Origin of the sequence: Curtobacterium sp. MCBD17_019 (genome assembly GCF_003234555.1) — a bacterium.
Lineage (GTDB): Bacteria > Actinomycetota > Actinomycetes > Actinomycetales > Microbacteriaceae > Curtobacterium.
The window spans coordinates 59,285-75,061 of the sequence record NZ_QKTT01000014.1 but is presented as its reverse complement, the minus strand read 5'-3'; the positions used below and the strand labels follow the sequence as shown (position 1 = coordinate 75,061).

General features: G+C 72.0%; 13 protein-coding genes. 3 read left to right on the top strand and 10 right to left on the bottom strand.

The annotated features are described in order from the left end of the window. The first annotated feature begins 29 nt into the window (after positions 1-29). Together DEI82_RS13065 and glgB are read left to right on the top strand one after the other, a co-directional pair. Positions 30-2,021, top strand: coding sequence for a maltotransferase domain-containing protein (locus DEI82_RS13065; protein WP_111037218.1), 1,992 nt, complete (start codon positions 30-32; stop codon positions 2,019-2,021). Further along, the gene (glgB, locus tag DEI82_RS13060; RefSeq protein WP_111013731.1) at positions 2,018-4,573 is read left to right on the top strand and encodes a 1,4-alpha-glucan branching protein GlgB; all 2,556 of its coding nucleotides are present in this window, start codon (positions 2,018-2,020) and stop codon (positions 4,571-4,573) included. The genes DEI82_RS13065 and glgB overlap by 4 nt, the downstream gene beginning before the upstream one ends. A 130-nt stretch (positions 4,574-4,703) precedes the next feature. Here glgB and DEI82_RS13055 read toward each other — a convergent pair whose 3' ends face one another. Next, positions 4,704-5,693 carry a tetratricopeptide repeat protein gene (locus tag DEI82_RS13055; protein ID WP_111037216.1) on the bottom strand — a complete coding sequence of 330 codons (990 nt, stop codon included), beginning with the start codon at positions 5,691-5,693 and terminating at the stop codon, positions 4,704-4,706. Further along, positions 5,690-7,447 carry a hypothetical protein gene (locus DEI82_RS13050; RefSeq protein WP_111037214.1) on the bottom strand — a complete coding sequence of 586 codons (1,758 nt, stop codon included), beginning with the start codon at positions 7,445-7,447 and terminating at the stop codon, positions 5,690-5,692. Before DEI82_RS13050 ends, DEI82_RS13055 begins: the two co-directional genes overlap by 4 nt. Before the next feature lie 304 nt (positions 7,448-7,751). Here DEI82_RS13050 and DEI82_RS13045 point away from each other — a divergent pair, with 304 nt between their 5' ends. Continuing rightward, positions 7,752-9,602, top strand: coding sequence for a DivIVA domain-containing protein (locus DEI82_RS13045; protein WP_111037212.1), 1,851 nt, complete (start codon positions 7,752-7,754; stop codon positions 9,600-9,602). A gap of 53 nt (positions 9,603-9,655) precedes the next feature. Here the strand turns inward: DEI82_RS13045 and DEI82_RS13040 are convergent, their stop codons facing one another. The 8 genes from DEI82_RS13040 to tsf all read right to left on the bottom strand — a co-directional run bounded on the left by DEI82_RS13040 (position 9,656) and on the right by tsf (position 15,702). Then, positions 9,656-10,411 (bottom strand): alpha/beta hydrolase, encoded by a 756-nt coding sequence (locus DEI82_RS13040; protein ID WP_111009271.1) that lies wholly within the window; start codon positions 10,409-10,411, stop codon positions 9,656-9,658. Next, positions 10,408-10,704, bottom strand: coding sequence for a hypothetical protein (locus DEI82_RS13035; RefSeq protein WP_181434894.1), 297 nt, complete (start codon positions 10,702-10,704; stop codon positions 10,408-10,410). Before DEI82_RS13035 ends, DEI82_RS13040 begins: the two co-directional genes overlap by 4 nt. A gap of 12 nt (positions 10,705-10,716) precedes the next feature. Continuing rightward, positions 10,717-11,742, bottom strand: a complete 1,026-nt coding sequence (locus DEI82_RS16565) for a lytic transglycosylase domain-containing protein (RefSeq protein WP_258372064.1) — start codon at positions 11,740-11,742, stop codon at positions 10,717-10,719. A gap of 47 nt (positions 11,743-11,789) precedes the next feature. Further along, positions 11,790-12,338 carry a DivIVA domain-containing protein gene (locus DEI82_RS13025; RefSeq protein ID WP_111009272.1) on the bottom strand — a complete coding sequence of 183 codons (549 nt, stop codon included), beginning with the start codon at positions 12,336-12,338 and terminating at the stop codon, positions 11,790-11,792. A 61-nt stretch (positions 12,339-12,399) separates the two neighbouring features. Beyond that, the gene (locus DEI82_RS13020) at positions 12,400-13,410 is read right to left on the bottom strand and encodes a phosphatidate cytidylyltransferase (protein WP_111013727.1); all 1,011 of its coding nucleotides are present in this window, start codon (positions 13,408-13,410) and stop codon (positions 12,400-12,402) included. Then, the gene (gene frr, locus DEI82_RS13015; protein WP_111009274.1) at positions 13,410-13,964 is read right to left on the bottom strand and encodes a ribosome recycling factor; all 555 of its coding nucleotides are present in this window, start codon (positions 13,962-13,964) and stop codon (positions 13,410-13,412) included. Before frr ends, DEI82_RS13020 begins: the two co-directional genes overlap by 1 nt. An 88-nt stretch (positions 13,965-14,052) precedes the next feature. Further along, positions 14,053-14,772, bottom strand: a complete 720-nt coding sequence (gene pyrH / locus DEI82_RS13010; RefSeq protein ID WP_111009275.1) for a UMP kinase — start codon at positions 14,770-14,772, stop codon at positions 14,053-14,055. A 102-nt stretch (positions 14,773-14,874) separates the two neighbouring features. Further along, positions 14,875-15,702, bottom strand: coding sequence for a translation elongation factor Ts (gene tsf, locus DEI82_RS13005; protein WP_111009276.1), 828 nt, complete (start codon positions 15,700-15,702; stop codon positions 14,875-14,877). Positions 15,703-15,777: the final 75 nt, after the last annotated feature.

The window sequence follows — 15,777 nt, the reverse complement described above, 5'->3', positions numbered from 1 at the left end:
GCCCGCGGTCCTCCGAGTACGGTCGAACCGTGGCCACTGCAGACCGACCCGTCATCGGGCGCATCCCCATCACCGCGATCGAACCCTCGACGCCGAACGGCTTCCCGAGCAAGGCGTTCGACTCCGAGGTCGTCACCTTCGCCGCGACCGTGTTCCGAGAGGGCCACGGCGTCATCGGAGCGGACCTCGTGCTCGAGCGCCCCGACGGCGCCGTCCGGGCGGTGCCGATGGCACTCGTCGGCGAGGGCACCGACCGCTACGCCGCGACCGTGCAGGTTGACTCGGTCGGTCTCTGGACCTGGCACGTCGAGTCCTACGCCGACGACTGGGCGACGTGGATCCACGCGGCACGGCTGAAGATCGCCGCGGGCGTCGACACCGAGGCGACCCTGCTGGACGGCGCGGTGCTGCTCGACCGACTCGCCGACGAGGCCGAGTCGACCGCGGCCGCCGACGCGGCCGCCGCGATGCGCGACACGGAGCGCTCCCCCGCCGCACGCCTGGCCGCCGCCGACGACCCGCGCGTGACCGCCGCGCTCGTGGACGCACCGCTCACCTCGCTCCGCACGACCTCCGCGACGCAGGAGCTCGACGTCGAGCGCACCCGTGCCGGCGTCGGGGCCTGGTACGAGTTCTTCCCGCGCAGCGAGGGCGCGCGCCGACAGGCCGACGGCACATGGCGGAGCGGGACGTTCCGCACTGCCGCGCGCCGCCTCCCGGGTGTGGCGCGCATGGGGTTCGACGTGATCTACCTCCCCCCGATCCACCCGATCGGCGTCACCGCGCGCAAGGGGCCGAACAACACGCTCCACGCCGGTCCGGCGGACCCCGGCAGCCCCTGGGCGATCGGCAGCGCCGACGGCGGACACGACGCGATCCACCCCGACCTCGGCAACGAGGAGGACTTCCGCTCCTTCGTGGAGACGGCGAAGAACACGGGCATGGAGGTCGCGCTCGACTTCGCGCTCCAGTGCTCGCCGGACCACCCGTGGGTCACCGAGCACCCCGACTGGTTCACGCAGCGCGCCGACGGCTCGATCGCGACCGCGGAGAACCCGCCGAAGCGCTACCAGGACATCTACCCGATCCAGTTCGACACCGACCCCGAGGGCATCGTCACCGAGGTCCTCCGTGTCCTCCGACACTGGATCTCGTTCGGCGTCGGCATCTTCCGTGTCGACAACCCGCACACGAAGCCGCTGTGGTTCTGGGAGCGCGTGATCCGCGAGATCCGCACGGAGAACCCGGAGATCGTGTTCCTCGCCGAGGCGTTCACGCGTCCGCCGATGATGCGCGCGCTCGCCGAGGCCGGGTTCACGCAGTCCTACACGTACTTCACGTGGCGGAACACCAAGGAGGAGATCGAGTCCTACCTGGACGAGCTCGCGCACGAGACGAGCGCCTACCTCCGGCCGAACCTGTTCGTGAACACCCCGGACATCCTCTCGGAGTACCTGCAGTTCGGCGGGCGCGCGGGCTACAAGGTGCGGGCCGCGCTCGCGGCGACGGGTGCCGCCACCTGGGGCATGTACGCCGGCTACGAGCTGTTCGAGGACGTCGCCCGGCCGGGCAGCGAGGAGAACATCGACAACGAGAAGTACGAGTACAAGCCCCGGGACTTCGGTGCCGCCGAGGCCGCCGGAGCATCGCTCGCGCCGTACGTGACGATGCTCAACCGCTTCCGGTCCGCCCACCCCGCGCTGCGTCAGCTCCGCAACCTGCACGTGCACCACACCGACAACGACGCGATCGTCGCCTACTCGAAGCACCTGCCCGGCACGTACACCCGGTCGGGCCGCTCGGACACCGTCATCGTCGTCGCGAACGTCGACCCGCACTCGGCCCGCGAGGCGACCGTGTTCCTCGACCTCGCCGCGCTCGGGCTCCCGACCGACGGGCTGTTCGACGTGCGCGACGTCGTCACCGGTGCCCGCTGGACCTGGGGCGCCGCCAACTACGTGCGCCTGGACGCCTTCCAGGAACCCGTGCACCTGCTCGTCGTGGAGGGACCACACCGATGACCGAGACCACCGAACCCACGCGCGAGCCCGACGAGGGCCGCCCCGCACGGCGTTCGACCTTCGTCCCGACGGCGTCGGCGCCCCGTGACGAACCGAACACGTCCGCGCCCGGCGAGGACCTGCCCGGCGCGCCCGCGACGGCCGCCGAGGCCCCGGACCGCTCCGTCGCAGAGGCCGACACGCTCGCCGGTCGCGGGGCGAGTGCCCCGGCCGCGACCGACGACACGGACCCCGCGGCCACGGCGACCGACGCACCCGTCCCCGCGGGCGCGACGACGCCGGGTGCGACCAGGACGGACACCGGGGTCGAGCCGACGGGCGCGAGCACGGCCTCCCGGCCGACCGACACCGATGTCGACACCGACGCCGCCGCACCGAGGACCGATGTCGCACCGGCCGCGGAGCCGGTCCCCGGCCCCGTCGAGGAGTGGCTCCTGCAGCAGGTCGCCGAGGGCCGATGGTCGCAGCCCCACGACGTCCTCGGCCCGCACCCGGTCGACGGCGGCACGAGTGTGCGCGTCGTGCGTCACCTCGCGAACGCCGTCACGCTCGTGCTCCCCGACGGCACGGCCGCACCCCTGCACCACGAGGGGTTCGGGGTCTGGGCCGGTGCCCTGCCCGGCACCGTGACGAGCTACCGCGTCGAGGCCGAGTACGACGACGAGACGTGGACGAGCGACGACGCCTACCGCTTCGCCCCGACCCTCGGTGACGTCGACCTGCACCTGTTCGCCGAGGGCCGCCACGAGCAGCTCTGGCACCTCATGGGTGCGCACCTCCGGTCGATCGACGGCGTCGAGGGCGTCTCGTTCGCGGTGTGGGCGCCTCGTGCCACGGCGGTGCGGGTGATCGGTGACTTCGAGGGCTGGTCCGGTCGGACCACCTCGATGCGCAAGCTCGGCGGTCTGGGCGTGTGGGAGCTGTTCGTCCCCGGCGCGAAGGACGGCCAGCGGTACAAGTTCCAGATCCTGACCGACGGCGGCTGGGTGGAGCGAGCCGACCCGTTCGCGCGCCGGACCGAGGTCCCGCCGCTCACCGCGAGCGTCATCACCCGCGCCACCCACGAGTGGAGCGACGGCGATCGCGCCTGGATGGAACGGCGGGCTCGGACGAGCACGCACGACCACCCGATGAGCGTCTACGAGGTCCACCTCGGGTCCTGGCGCCCCGGCCTGTCGTACCGCGAGGTCGCGGACGACCTCATCGGGCACGTGCAGCACCTCGGGTTCACGCACGTCGAGTTCCTGCCGCTCGCGGAGCACCCCTTCGGCGGTTCGTGGGGCTACCAGGTCACCGGCTACTACGCGCCGACCGCTCGGTTCGGCAGCCCCGACGACCTCCGCTACCTCATCGACCGTCTGCACGAAGCCGGCATCGGCGTCATCATGGACTGGGTGCCGGGACACTTCCCGAAGGACGAGTGGGCGCTCGCCAAGTTCGACGGCTACGCGCTGTTCGAGCACCCGGACCCCCGGCGCGGCGAGCAGCTCGACTGGGGCACGTACGTGTTCGACTTCGGTCAGCCGCAGGTCCGGAACTTCCTCGTCGCGAACGCCCTGTACTGGCTCGAGGAGTTCCACATCGACGGTCTCCGCGTCGACGCCGTCGCCTCGATCCTCTACCTCGACTACTCGCGGACGGAGTGGCTGCCGAACAAGTACGGCGGACGCGAGTACCTCGAGGCGATCTCGTTCCTGCAGGAGACGAACGCGACGGCCTACAAGCGTTACCCGGGCATCGTCATGATCGCCGAGGAGTCCACCTCGTGGCCCGGGGTCACCCGTCCCACGAGCGAGGGCGGCCTCGGGTTCGGGCAGAAGTGGAACATGGGCTGGATGCACGACTCGCTCGAGTACATCCACCGCGAGCCCGTGTACCGCTCGTACCACCACGACGAGATCACGTTCTCGTTCGTCTACGCGTTCAGCGAGCAGTTCACGCTGCCGATCAGCCACGACGAGGTCGTGTACGGCAAGGGCTCGCTGTACGGCAAGATGCCCGGCGACCAGTGGCAGCGCCTGGCGAACGTCCGCGCGTACCTGTCGTTCATGTGGGCCCACCCCGGCAAGCAGCTGCTGTTCATGGGGCAGGAGTTCGCGCAGCCGAGCGAGTGGAACGAGGCCGGCGGACTCGACTGGTGGCTCCTCGACGACCCGGGACACCGCGGCGTGCAGGACCTCGTGGCCGAGCTGAACCGCGTGTACGTCGCGAGCCCGGCACTGTGGACCCACGACGACTCCCCGGAGGGGTTCGAGTGGCTCGAGGGTGGCGATGCCGAACACTCGACCATCGGTTTCATCCGGAAGGCCGGAGACGAGCGGATCGCCGTGTTCACGAACTTCTCGGGCGTCCCGGTCGAGCGTCGGTTCGGGCTGCCCGAAGCGGGCGTCTGGCGCGAGGTCCTCAACACCGACGCCACCGCGTTCGGCGGCTCCGGGGTGGGCAACATGGGCGCCGTCACCGCCGAGGACCAGCCCTGGGCCGGTCGTCCGGCGTCCGCTGACCTCGTGGTCCCGCCGCTCGGGTCGGTCTGGCTCCGACTGGAACGGTGAGCGATCACCGCGCCGCACGCGCGCGGTGACGAACGGAACGGCCGGGAGGCGTGCCTCCCGGCCGTTCCGTTCGTCCTGCGTCCGCTGGGGGCGCGCCACGAGCCGGCGGTGCCAGCCGGGCGCGCCGGGCTCAGTAGAGCAGGGTCGCGAGCCGACGGCGTGCCGCCACGACCCGTGGGTCGTCGGCACCGACGAGCTCGAAGTACTCCACGAGCCGCGCGCGGACGGCCTCGCGCTCCGCACCGTGCACGGTCGGGAACACGTCGAGGAGGCGCCCGAAGGCGTCCTCGACGTGCCCGCCGCTGATGTCGAGGTCGGCGACGCCGAGCTGGGCAGCCGGATCCGTCGGTGCTGCGGCCGCCGCGGCGCGGAGCTCGTCGGCGGTCGCGCCCTGCAGCCGGTCGAGGAGCGACACCTGCGCCAGCCCCGCCACGGCCATGCGGTCGTGCGGGTCCTGCGCGATCGCGGTGCGGTACTCGGCGATCGCCGTCGTGTAGTCGCCCTGCTCGATCGCGTCGTACGCGGCCTGGTGGTGCGGCGGCAGCGGCTCCGGTTCGGGCTCGGCGGCGGCGTCGGGGGCGCCGTCGGCCACCTGCACGCGTCCGGCGATCCCGTTCTGCGCGGCGGCCTGGAGCACCTGCTCGATGACGTCGCGGACCTCGGCCTCGGGCAGGGCGCCGACGAACAGCCCGAGCGGACGACCACCGATCACGGCGGCGACCGTCGGGATCGACTGTGCCTGGAACGCCTGCGTGAGCTGGGGGTTCGCGTCGACGTCGACCTTGGCGAGGACGATGCGCCCGTCGTACTCCTGCGCGAGGCGCTCGAGCACCGGCGACAGCTGCTTGCACGGCCCGCACCACTCGGCCCAGAGGTCGACGATCACGGGGACCTGCATGGACAGCTCGATGACGTCCTGGAACGTCTGGTCCGTCACGTCGACGACCAGCGAGGGCACCACGAGGGCGTCCGAGGCCCCGGCGGTGGCGCCTCCGGGTCCGCCGGGGGCCGCAGCAGCCGCGGACGCCGGAGCCTGCGGCGATGCAGTGCCGCGGTTCACGAGGGACGACAGGTCGACCGCGCCACGGAGACCGGCGGGGGTCGGGGGGATGTTGCTCATTGCACCTCACTCGCTGCGATCAGGCCCTGCGTGAACCCGAGCAGTTCTATCTTGGCCTTGGATCCGACCGGCGGCACCGAGAACAGCACCTGCACGCCGTAGGTCGCGCTGATCCCCTTCGTGCTCGACCCGACCTTCGAGAGCGCCTTCACCGCTCCCTCCGTGTTCAGCGTCGCGCCCGACTGGGTCGGGGTCACCTTCTCGATCTCGTCGAGGCTCGTGGAGACGAGCGCGCCGGCGCCGTTCGTCGCGAGCGCGATGCTCGAGTCGGCCGACGGGACCTCGGACGAGTACGCGATCTTCGCGGTCGAGGACAGGCTCTTCGCCTTCTGGTCCTTGTAGGACTTGCCGATCTTCTGGCGGAGCTCGTCGCCCTCGGACGAGAAGACGTCGGCGTACTCACTCGCCGTGTCGTTCGCGAGGATGTCCGCGTAGGCGGAGGCCACCTGCCCGGGCGGCACGGTCAGCAGCTTGACGTCCGGCGAGAGCTGCGCGGCACCGGTGGTGACGGGCGCGACCGACGGGAGCTTCGCGTCCGCCTCGAGCGAGACGTCGTACTCGACCTTGTACTGCGCCCGCGGCGACGCCTGCACCAGCGTCAGGGCCTGCGGAGCGACGTCCTTCTGCTGCTGCGATCCCGTCAGCACGACGAACACCGAACGCGGCCAGGTGTCGGTCTGCTGCGGCAGGGCGACCGAGATGCCCGACGACGGGATCGTCGGCGGGGCGTCGACCTCGGTGTCGCTCCCCCGGATCGTGTAGTTCGCCTTGCGCAGGTCGAGCGCGGGCCCGGTGAAGCGCTCCGCGGCCGTGGTGGCGTTCCGCGAGCTGTCCGCCTGCGCCGCGACCGCGGCGACGCGCGCGACGATGCGGCGGATCTGCGGGAGCGTCGCCGCCGTGGGCTCGGCGGCCGCGGCCGGGCCCGCCGTCGCGGTGACGGTCGGCGTCGGCGTCGGCGTAGCGGAGGTCCCCTGCGGCCAGTACTCCGACGAACACCCCGCGAGGGCGAGTGTCGTCAGCGCGACGACCGGCGCGACCGCGACCATGCGGCGGCCGCGGCGTGGACGCGGCGGGACCTGCGCGCCCGCGGCGACCGCGCGACGGCGCGAGACCCGTGCGCGCGGCGGCCGGGTGCCACCGCTGCGCCGGCGGGGTCCGCGCAGCCGCCGCTGGTGGATGATGGCCCAGATGTAGAGCGCGATGCCGAGCGCGACGAAGAACCCGCCCGCCGTCATCAGAGGGCCGACGAGCGGCGTCGCGGTGTCCCGCGGCCAGGTGACCGAGAGGTGCGCGGGGGCCGGGTCCGACCCGTTCGACACGATGACGAGCGCGGTGTCCGCCGGCAGGTCGACGGTGAAGTCGAGGGTGTGCCCCTCGTACTCGCCGTACCAGAGGTCACTGCCCTTCGGCGACGGGACGTGTCGCTGCGTGCCTGAGACACGGTCCCGGAGCGATGTGGTCTCGGCGTCGTAGCGGATGGTGTTGTGCCGGGCCTTCCCGACCCAGGCCATCACGTCGGCGGTGCGCCCGTAGGCCGCGAACGCGGTGCCCGAGGCCCCGGAGACGCGGACGTGCTGGTGGCCGGCGTTCGCGACGAGCGTCCGACCCGGGATCACCGTCACCGGAGCGTCGCCCGTCGTGGTCGTCGACGCCACGGTCGAGGAGGGCGGCGCGAACACCGTCCGCTGCCCGACCCCGAGGCCGACGAGCACGACGCCGATGACGAAGCTGATGATCGCCAGGACGAAACGCACGTGTACTCTCCCTCCGCGCCGGGGTGGGTTGCGGCGCGACGCCCCCACGACGTCGGACGCGGGGTCCCGCTTCGGATGGCGGGCGCCACGCTCCCGGCGGCCGCGCCGGAGCACGCCGCACGGGCGCGCGGAACGACGGTCCAGGATAGCCAACGAGCCTGGGAGGCGCATCTTCCCGGCGGCCGGTGTGGACCGGCGGACGATGCCGGCATGACCGTCCTGCGCTCCCGCCGTGCTCGCCGGACCCACCACTACAATCGACCCCGGGCGGAGCCGCCTCGACGAGTGACATCAGGAGCGACACGTGGCGTACGACGAAGCAGAGTTCGGTTCGGAGCTCCGGGGCTACCGGCGGGACGACGTCGATCGCGCACTCGGTGAGCTGCGCCGTGAGCTCATCAAGTCGAACAACGACCGTGCCGAGGCCGCCAAGGAGATCCGCCTGCTGCAGGCCCGGGTCGACGACCTGCAGTCCGAGCTCGACGAGGCCGGCACGCCGACGTACAGCGGGCTCGGCACCCGGCTCGAGAACACCCTGCGCGTCGCCGAGGAACAGGCGACCCGCCTCATCAGCCAGGCCGACATCGACGCCGAACGGCTCCGTGCGACGAGCAGGACGGAAGCCGCCCGCCTCGTCGCGGACGCCCAGCGCGAGGCGACCGACACCCTCGAGGACGCCCGGGCACGCGCGACGAGCGACGTGGCCCGAGCGCGCGCCGAGGCCGCGGACACGATCGAACGCGCCCGGTCCGAGGCCGGATTGCTGCTCCAGGACGCCCGGAACGAGGCCTCGGCCACGCGCGGCGCCGCGGTCACCGAAGCCGCCGAGACCCGCTCCGTCGCCGTCCGCGAGACCGCTGCGCTCCGTGCGCAGGTCGAGCGCGAGGTCGCCGAACTGCGCGAGGTCGCCCAGCGCGAGGCCGCAGCGGCGCGCGAGGCCGCGGCGGCGCTCGACCGCGAGACCGAACACCGCCGTGGTGTGTTCGAGGCCGAGCACGAGCGACGCACCGCCGAGCTCGACCGCGCGATGCGCGAGGGCCACGAGACACTCGACCACGAACTGCGGAGCGGCCGCGAGTCCTGGGCCAGGGAGCTCCAGGCAGGTCGCGACGCCCTGGCGCTCGAGCTCGAGACCGGACGCGCGCAGCTCGAGGACGAGGTCGCCAGTCGGCTCGAGGCCGTCGACGCGGAACTCGCCAGGCGCCGTGACGACACCGAGGCCGGGCTGGCCGCCGAGCGTGCGGCGTGGGAGCACGAGGCCGTCCGCGCTCGGACGGACCTCGAGCAGGAGCTCAGCGCGGCCCGTGCCCGGTCGGACCAGGAACTGGCCGCGGCGCGCAGCGACCTCGACCACGAGATCGAGTCGGCGCGTGCCGCGATCGCGGTCGACACCGAGCAGACGCGCCTCGAGAACGAGCGCCTGGTGGAGGAGACCGCCGAGCGGATCGCGCGCGAGACCGCCGACCACCAGGCCCGGATCGCGCGGGAGCGGGCCGCTGCGGAGGACGCGGCGGAGCGGGCCGCTGCGGCACACGAGCACGAACTCGCCGAGCGCTCGGCACGGGAGCACGCCGCGCTCGACACCGAGATCGCCGAGCGACGCACCGCCGAGATCGGTGCACTGCTCGCCGAGCGGGTCGCCCTCCGCGAGCAGATCGACGTCGCCCGAGCCGACCTGGACCGTGAGGTCGACGAGATGCGCGCCGCCCTCGCCCGCGAGCGCGAGGACGCCCGCGCCGCCCTCGAGTCCGAGCTCGCCGGTCGCCGCGACGAAGCCGAGCAGGACTACCTGCAGAAGCACCAGGACACCGTCGCGGAGACCCAGAAGTACCTCGACGAGGCGAACCTGCAGCTCGCCGAGGCCGTCCGACGCGCCCACGACGCCCGAGCGGAGGCCGACCGGCTCGACCGCGAGTCGCAGGACGCCGCTCGCGCGCGCGAGGACCGCGCGGCCGAGCGTGCGGACGAGACCCTCCGCGACGCCCAGGAGCGCGCCCGCACGCTCGTCGCCGAGGCCGAGGAGCGGACCGCTCGCCTGGTCGCCGACGCGGAGGACCGCCTCGCCGCCATCCGCATGGAGCGCGAGGCGGTGGCCGGGTACCTCGAGAACCTCCGGGGAGCGCTGACGCACGCGGTCGAGGTCCAGCGGGACTGAGCACGAGCCACGGCAGCGCCGCGCCGGCTCCCTCCGCCGGCGGGGCGTCCGCCTCAGTCCGCGACCGGCCAGGTGGTCGGCAGCGGCGCGGATCCCGGCACGACCAGGTCGGCGATGGCGTCGAGCACGACCCGGACGGCCCGCTCCCCCACCCAGAGGTGCTTCGCTCCGGCGACGGGGACGACGCGGACGGCCGGCGCGATCGCGAAGCGACGGGCGGCCTCGTCGGGGCGCAAGAAGTCGTCGTGTTCCGGCACGAACGCGACGACGGGGACCTCGAGGTCTCGCCAGCGCGCCAGGACGTCGTCGGTCGTGCGGTGGAGGGGCGGCGACAACAACACCACGCCCGCGACCGCACCGGACCGGACGTGTTCGATGCCATGCTGCAGGACGACCTCGGTCCCGAAGGACCACCCGACGAGCCACGGCGCCGGGAGCCCGCGGTCACGGACCTCGGCCACGGCCGCACGGAGGTCGAACCCCTCGGTGACGCCGTCCCCGAAGGCACCCTCGGACGTCCCCCGCGGCGACGACACCGAGCGGAAGTTGAAGCGGAGCACCGCGATGGCGGCGAGGGCCGGGAGGCGCGCGGCGGCTTTCCGGAACACGTGGGAGTCCATGAACCCGCCCGCCGTCGGCAGGGGGTGCAGCGTCACGATCGTCCCGGCGGCGGGCCGTCCCTCCGGCTCGGCCAGTTCGCCGACGAGCACGAGGTGGTCGTCGGTGACGAGATCGACCTCCGTGCGCAGCGCGGGCAGCACGACGTCGCTCCGGATCTCGGTGACGCGGTCGTCCGGGGCCGTACTCACGCGATCCTCCAGCAGTGGACGTGCCAGTGCCGACGACTGGCGAGGTCGGCGGCGTCACCGAGGACACCGTCCTGCCGCCACACCACGAGGTGTGCGACACCGGGCTCGATCGTCCCCCCGCACCCCGGACACACGTATGCCTTCTGTGCGGAGGACGCACTGATCGGTTGCACCGTGAACGTCCTGCCGCGCCGTGACTCGGTGCGCGCCCAACCGGTCAGGAGGCGGTCGAGACCGGACTCCTCATCGGGATCCGCGCGCCCGCGTCGCCGGGGCCGGTTGCTCCGCGGCACGCCGGGCGCCGATCAATACCAGTTGAAGGCGTTGCTGTGCGCCCAGGCCGCGCACGGCGTCCCGTACGAGCCCTGGATGTACCCGAGCCCCCACGCGATCTGCGTCGCCGGGTTGGTCTGCCAGTCGGCCCCGACGCTCGCCATCTTGCTGCCCGGCAGCGCCTGCGGGATGCCGTACGCACCCGAGGGGTTGTACGCGTAGACGTTCCAGCTGGACTCACGGGTCCAGAGCGACACGAGGCAGTTGTACTGGTCCGTGCCCCAGCCCTTTGCGGTGACCTGCGTCAGCGCGATCGCCTTGGCGCTGCCCGGGTCCGGCGTACCCGCGGCAGGTGCGGCGTCGCTCGCGGTCGCCGCGGCGCTCGAAGCGGTCGAAGTCGACGCTGCTGCGGCGGTCGTCGTCGTGGTCGTCGTCGGCGCGGTCACCTTCGGCGTCACGACCACGGGCTTCGTCACCTGGTAACCGTCGCGCGTGACGACGACGTTCTGGTACGTGCCGTGCGCCGTGAACTGCTGCGCGGGCGCCGAGGGCAGCGTCGGCGCGAGGACCGCCGCGGACGCGTACGAGCCGGACAGTGGATTGACCAGTGAGCCGCCGACGAACCCGAACACCGCGAAGAACGACAGCGCGGGGATGGTCGCGCGACGACGGAGGAACGCGGTCACGCCGACGGCACGCTCCGGACGCTTCGGCGGAGCCACCGGAGCGCGCCGCACCCGGACGACGCGGGCGGCGACGTCACGCTGCGCGGTCAGGGCCGACTCGGCGGCGGTCGTCGCGTGCAGCGCCGCCTCGCCCCGAGCGATGGGTGCCGAGACGCGGTTGTCGGCGACCGAGACCGGCGTCGGCAGCGCGGGAGTGGCCTCCCGGGCCGCCACGCGACGGGCCGCGGGCCGCTCGGCGCGAGGCCGCCCGAGGGCTGCCCGACGTTCGCCGATGACGGAGCTGGACCTGCCCTGGTCGACGGTGTCCTGCTGGAAGGACTCGTTCTGACGGGGGGTCCGGACGGATCGTGGTTCTGCGGTGTGCCTGCCCATGAGTCCGTCCAGGGTAACGGATGGATCACGGAATGCGAAGCACTGACTCACCGAACGGCGAGCATGACCTCCACCACGGCGTCGAGCACCGCGTCGACCTGGCCCTCGCGGTACCCACCGTGCTTGGGCCGGAACACCACCGATCGCACCTCGGTGAGGCTCAGGGGCTTGCCGTCGTGGAAGTACCCGCGCAGTCGGGCGGCGAAGGTGTCCACGTCCTTCGGGTGGTAGCCGACCGTCAGGAAGCCGACCCGTTGGAACCGCTGGCCGTCCGGGCGGTCGAGGCGCGCCACCACGTCGGACGCCTTGGCGCGGGCCTCGGCGTACCACGCCTTCTGTCCGTGACGGCTCAGCTCCGCCTCGCGCTCCCGAGCCGCGAAGGCGTCCTCGAGCCGCTCGAGCGCCGCGTCGACGTGCTGCGTCGAGTACCCGCCCTTGCGCATGCTGAAGGCGGTCGCGCGGATCTTGTCCGAGGCGACGTGGCCGTCGGCGCCGTCGTCCGTGTAGGCCCGCCGCGCGTCCTCGAGGAACCGGTCGACCTCGTCGACGTCGTAGCCGAGGGTCGAACGGTCCACGGTCGGGAATGTCGAAGCCACGGCGACATCATGCCATCACCGCCCATGCGAGCAGCACCGCGCCGTCGGCTCGGCTCGCGCCTCAGTGCACCACGAGGTACAGGACGTACGCGACCGCCGCCGACGGGAGCACGCTGTCGATGCGGTCGAGCAGGCCACCGTGCCCCGGCAGGAACGTCGAGATGTCCTTGATGCCGAGGTCGCGCTTGATCATCGACTCGGTGAGGTCCCCGATGGTCGCCGAGGCCGTGATCGCGACACCGAGGACGACGCCGAACCACCAGGGCTCGTCGAGGAGCAGCACGGACACGATCACGCCCGCGATCATGCTGGCCAGCAACGACCCGCCGAAGCCCTCCCACGTCTTCTTCGGACTGATCCTCGGCGCCATCGGGTGCTTGCCGAACGACAGACCACTCGCGTAGGCGCCCGTGTCGACGGACACCACGACGATGAGGAACGCCATGGTCCACCACTGGCCGTGTGGCAGCGCGGTGAGGAGCACCGCACATCCGGCGAGCAGTGCGACGTACACCTGGACGAACAGACCCGCCATGAGGTCGAGGACCACACTGCTCGCCGCCAGGCGCGGTCGGGTGGCAGCGAGCTCGACCAGGCGCCACACCGTGATGAGCACGATCCCGGCGATGAGTTCGAGGAGCGCGGCGCGCGGCCCCCCGAAGAAGGCGATCGGGGCGATGGCGACGCCGGCGAGGACACTCGGGATCCGGGGGACGTCACGGCCACCGGCGCGCATGGCCGTCGCGAGCTCGTAGACCGCGACACCGACCAGGAACGCGCCGACGAGGATGAACAGCGCCTTCCAGATGACGAGGCTGCCGACCATCACCAGGCCGAACACGACTCCGATGCCGATCGCCGCGGGTAGGTTGCGTCCGGTGCGCGCGGTCAGCTGTTCGTTCCGGGCCTCGATCTCGGCACGACGCTGCCGCAGCTGCGTCTCGAAGTCGGTCCGCGCCGACCGTGCGCGCGCGTCGAGGTCGGCGCGGAGCCGTCGCGCGGTGGAAGTGGGCCGGGTCGCGCGATCGTGTTCGCCCGACTCGGGGCGGGGGTCCCCCTGCGACTGCTCCATCAGACCTCGAGGAGTTCCGCTTCCTTCTTCTTGAGCGCGTCGTCGATCTGGTCGACGTAGCGCTTCGTGAGGGCCTCGAGCTCCTTGTCGGCGCGCGAGATCTCGTCGTCCGAGATCTCGCCCTTCAGCGCGTCGAGGTCGTCCTTCGCGCGACGGCGGATGTTCCGGATGACCACCTTGTGGTCCTCGCCCTTGCCCCGGACGATCTTGACGAACTCCTTGCGGCGGTCCTGCGTCAGCTCCGGGATCGTGACCCGGACGATCTCGCCGTCGTTCGACGGGCTCGCGCCGAGGTTCGGGAACGTCGCGATCGCGCGCTCGATCTCCTTGAGCGCGGTCTTGTCGTACGGCGTGACGATGAGGGTGCGCGCCTCGGGCGTCTGCAACGACGCGAGCTGCGCGAGCGGCGTCGGCGAACCGTAGTAGTCGACCGGGATCTTCTGGAACAACGCCGCGTTGATGCGGCCGGTGCGGACGGTCGAGAAGTCGTCCTTGGCCACCTCGACGGCGCGCGTCATCTTCTCGGTCGCCTCGGTCAGGACATCACTGATCACGGTCGTTCTCCTTCGGTACGCGTCGAGTCTAGTCGCGCGGGGTCCGTCGACCGTCCGGGAGGCCCCGCGCGCCTCGACCTCGCAGGGCTCAGTTGCTGACGACGGTCCCGATGCGTGCGCCGCGGATGGCGGCGGCGACGTTGCCCTCGCCCTCCATCCCGAACACGTGCATGGGCATGCCGTTGTCCATGCAGAGACTGAAGGCGGTGGCGTCCACGACCTTGAGCCCGCGGACGAGGGCGTCCTGGTAGGTGACCCGCTCGAGCTTCTCGGCCGACGGGTCCTTCTTCGGGTCCGCCGAGTACACCCCGTCGACGCCGTTCTTCGCGACGAGGACCTCGTTCGCGCCGATCTCGAGCGCACGCTGCGCGGCCACGGTGTCCGTCGAGAAGTACGGCAGCCCCGCACCGGCGCCGAAGATGACGACACGGCCCTTCTCGAGGTGCCGCTCCGCCCGGCGCGGGATGTAGGGCTCGGCCACCTGCGTCATCGCGATCGCCGACTGGACCCGCGTCGCGGCACCCGCCTGCTCGAGGAAGTCCTGGAGCGCCAGCGCGTTCATGACGGTGCCGAGCATGCCCATGTAGTCGGCGCGGCCGCGGTCCATGCCGCTCTGGCTGAGCTCGGCGCCGCGGAAGAAGTTCCCGCCGCCGACGACCACGGCGATCTCGACGTCGCGTGCTGCTTCGGCGATCTCGCCCGCCAGGCGGCTCACGACCGCGGGGCTCACACCGAGGGATCCGGCGCCGAACGCCTCTCCCGAGAGCTTCAGGAGGACGCGCCTGCGGCCGGTCTTCTCGTCGGTCATCGTTCGGTTCGCCCTTTCGTCGTCGTGCTGGAGGGAATCTATCGGAAGCGGACATGACGACGGGGTCCGGAACGTGTCGTTCCGGACCCCGTCGGTGGTGGGTTACGCGCCGACCTTGACGCGGGCGAAGCCCTCGATGGTCAGACCGGCGTCCTGCGCGACCTTGGCCACGGAGACCTTCGAGTCCTTCGCGTAGCCCTGCTCGAGCAGCACGATCTCCTTGAAGAAGCCGTTCAGGCGGCCCTCGATGATCTTCGGGAGGGCGGCCTCCGGCTTGCCCTCGGCGCGCGTGGTCTCCTCGACGATCCCGCGCTCCTTCTCGACGGCCTCGGTCGGGACGTCCTCGCGCGTCAGGTACTTCGGGTCGGCGAACGCGATGTGCTGCGCGATCGACCGAGCCGTCTCGGCGTCGTCACCCGAGTAGGCGACGACGACGCCGACCTGCGGGGGCAGGTCCTGGCTGGTCTTGTGCAGGTAGATCGCGAAGTTCGTGCCGTCGACACGGGCGACCGTGCGGAGCTCGACCTTCTCGCCCATGAGCGCCGCGTTGTCGTTGATGTAGTCGCTGACCGTCTGGCCGTTGACCGTCGCCGCGTTGCCGGCCTCGACCGTGTCGGCACCGGCCTCGGCGACCGCGCCGAGGACCTCGGACGCGAGCGCGATGAAGCGGTCGTTCTTCGCGACGAAGTCGGTCTCGCTCGCGAGCTCGATGATCGTGGCGGCACCGGTGGTCTCGGTGGCGGCGACGAGGCCCGCGGTGGTCGCACGGCCTTCGCGCTTCGCGACACCCTTGAGGCCCTTGACCCGGAGGATCTCGATGGCCTTCTCGATGTCGCCGTCGGCCTCGACGAGCGCGTTCTTGCTGTCGAGCATGCCCGCGCCGAGGCGGTCACGCAGGGTCTTCACGTCAGCTGCGGTGAAGTTCGCCATGGTGGACGTCCTTTCTGGACTCGCGTGTGGTGATGAACGGGGAGGCGCCGGACGGCGCCTCCCCGGTGTGTCCTG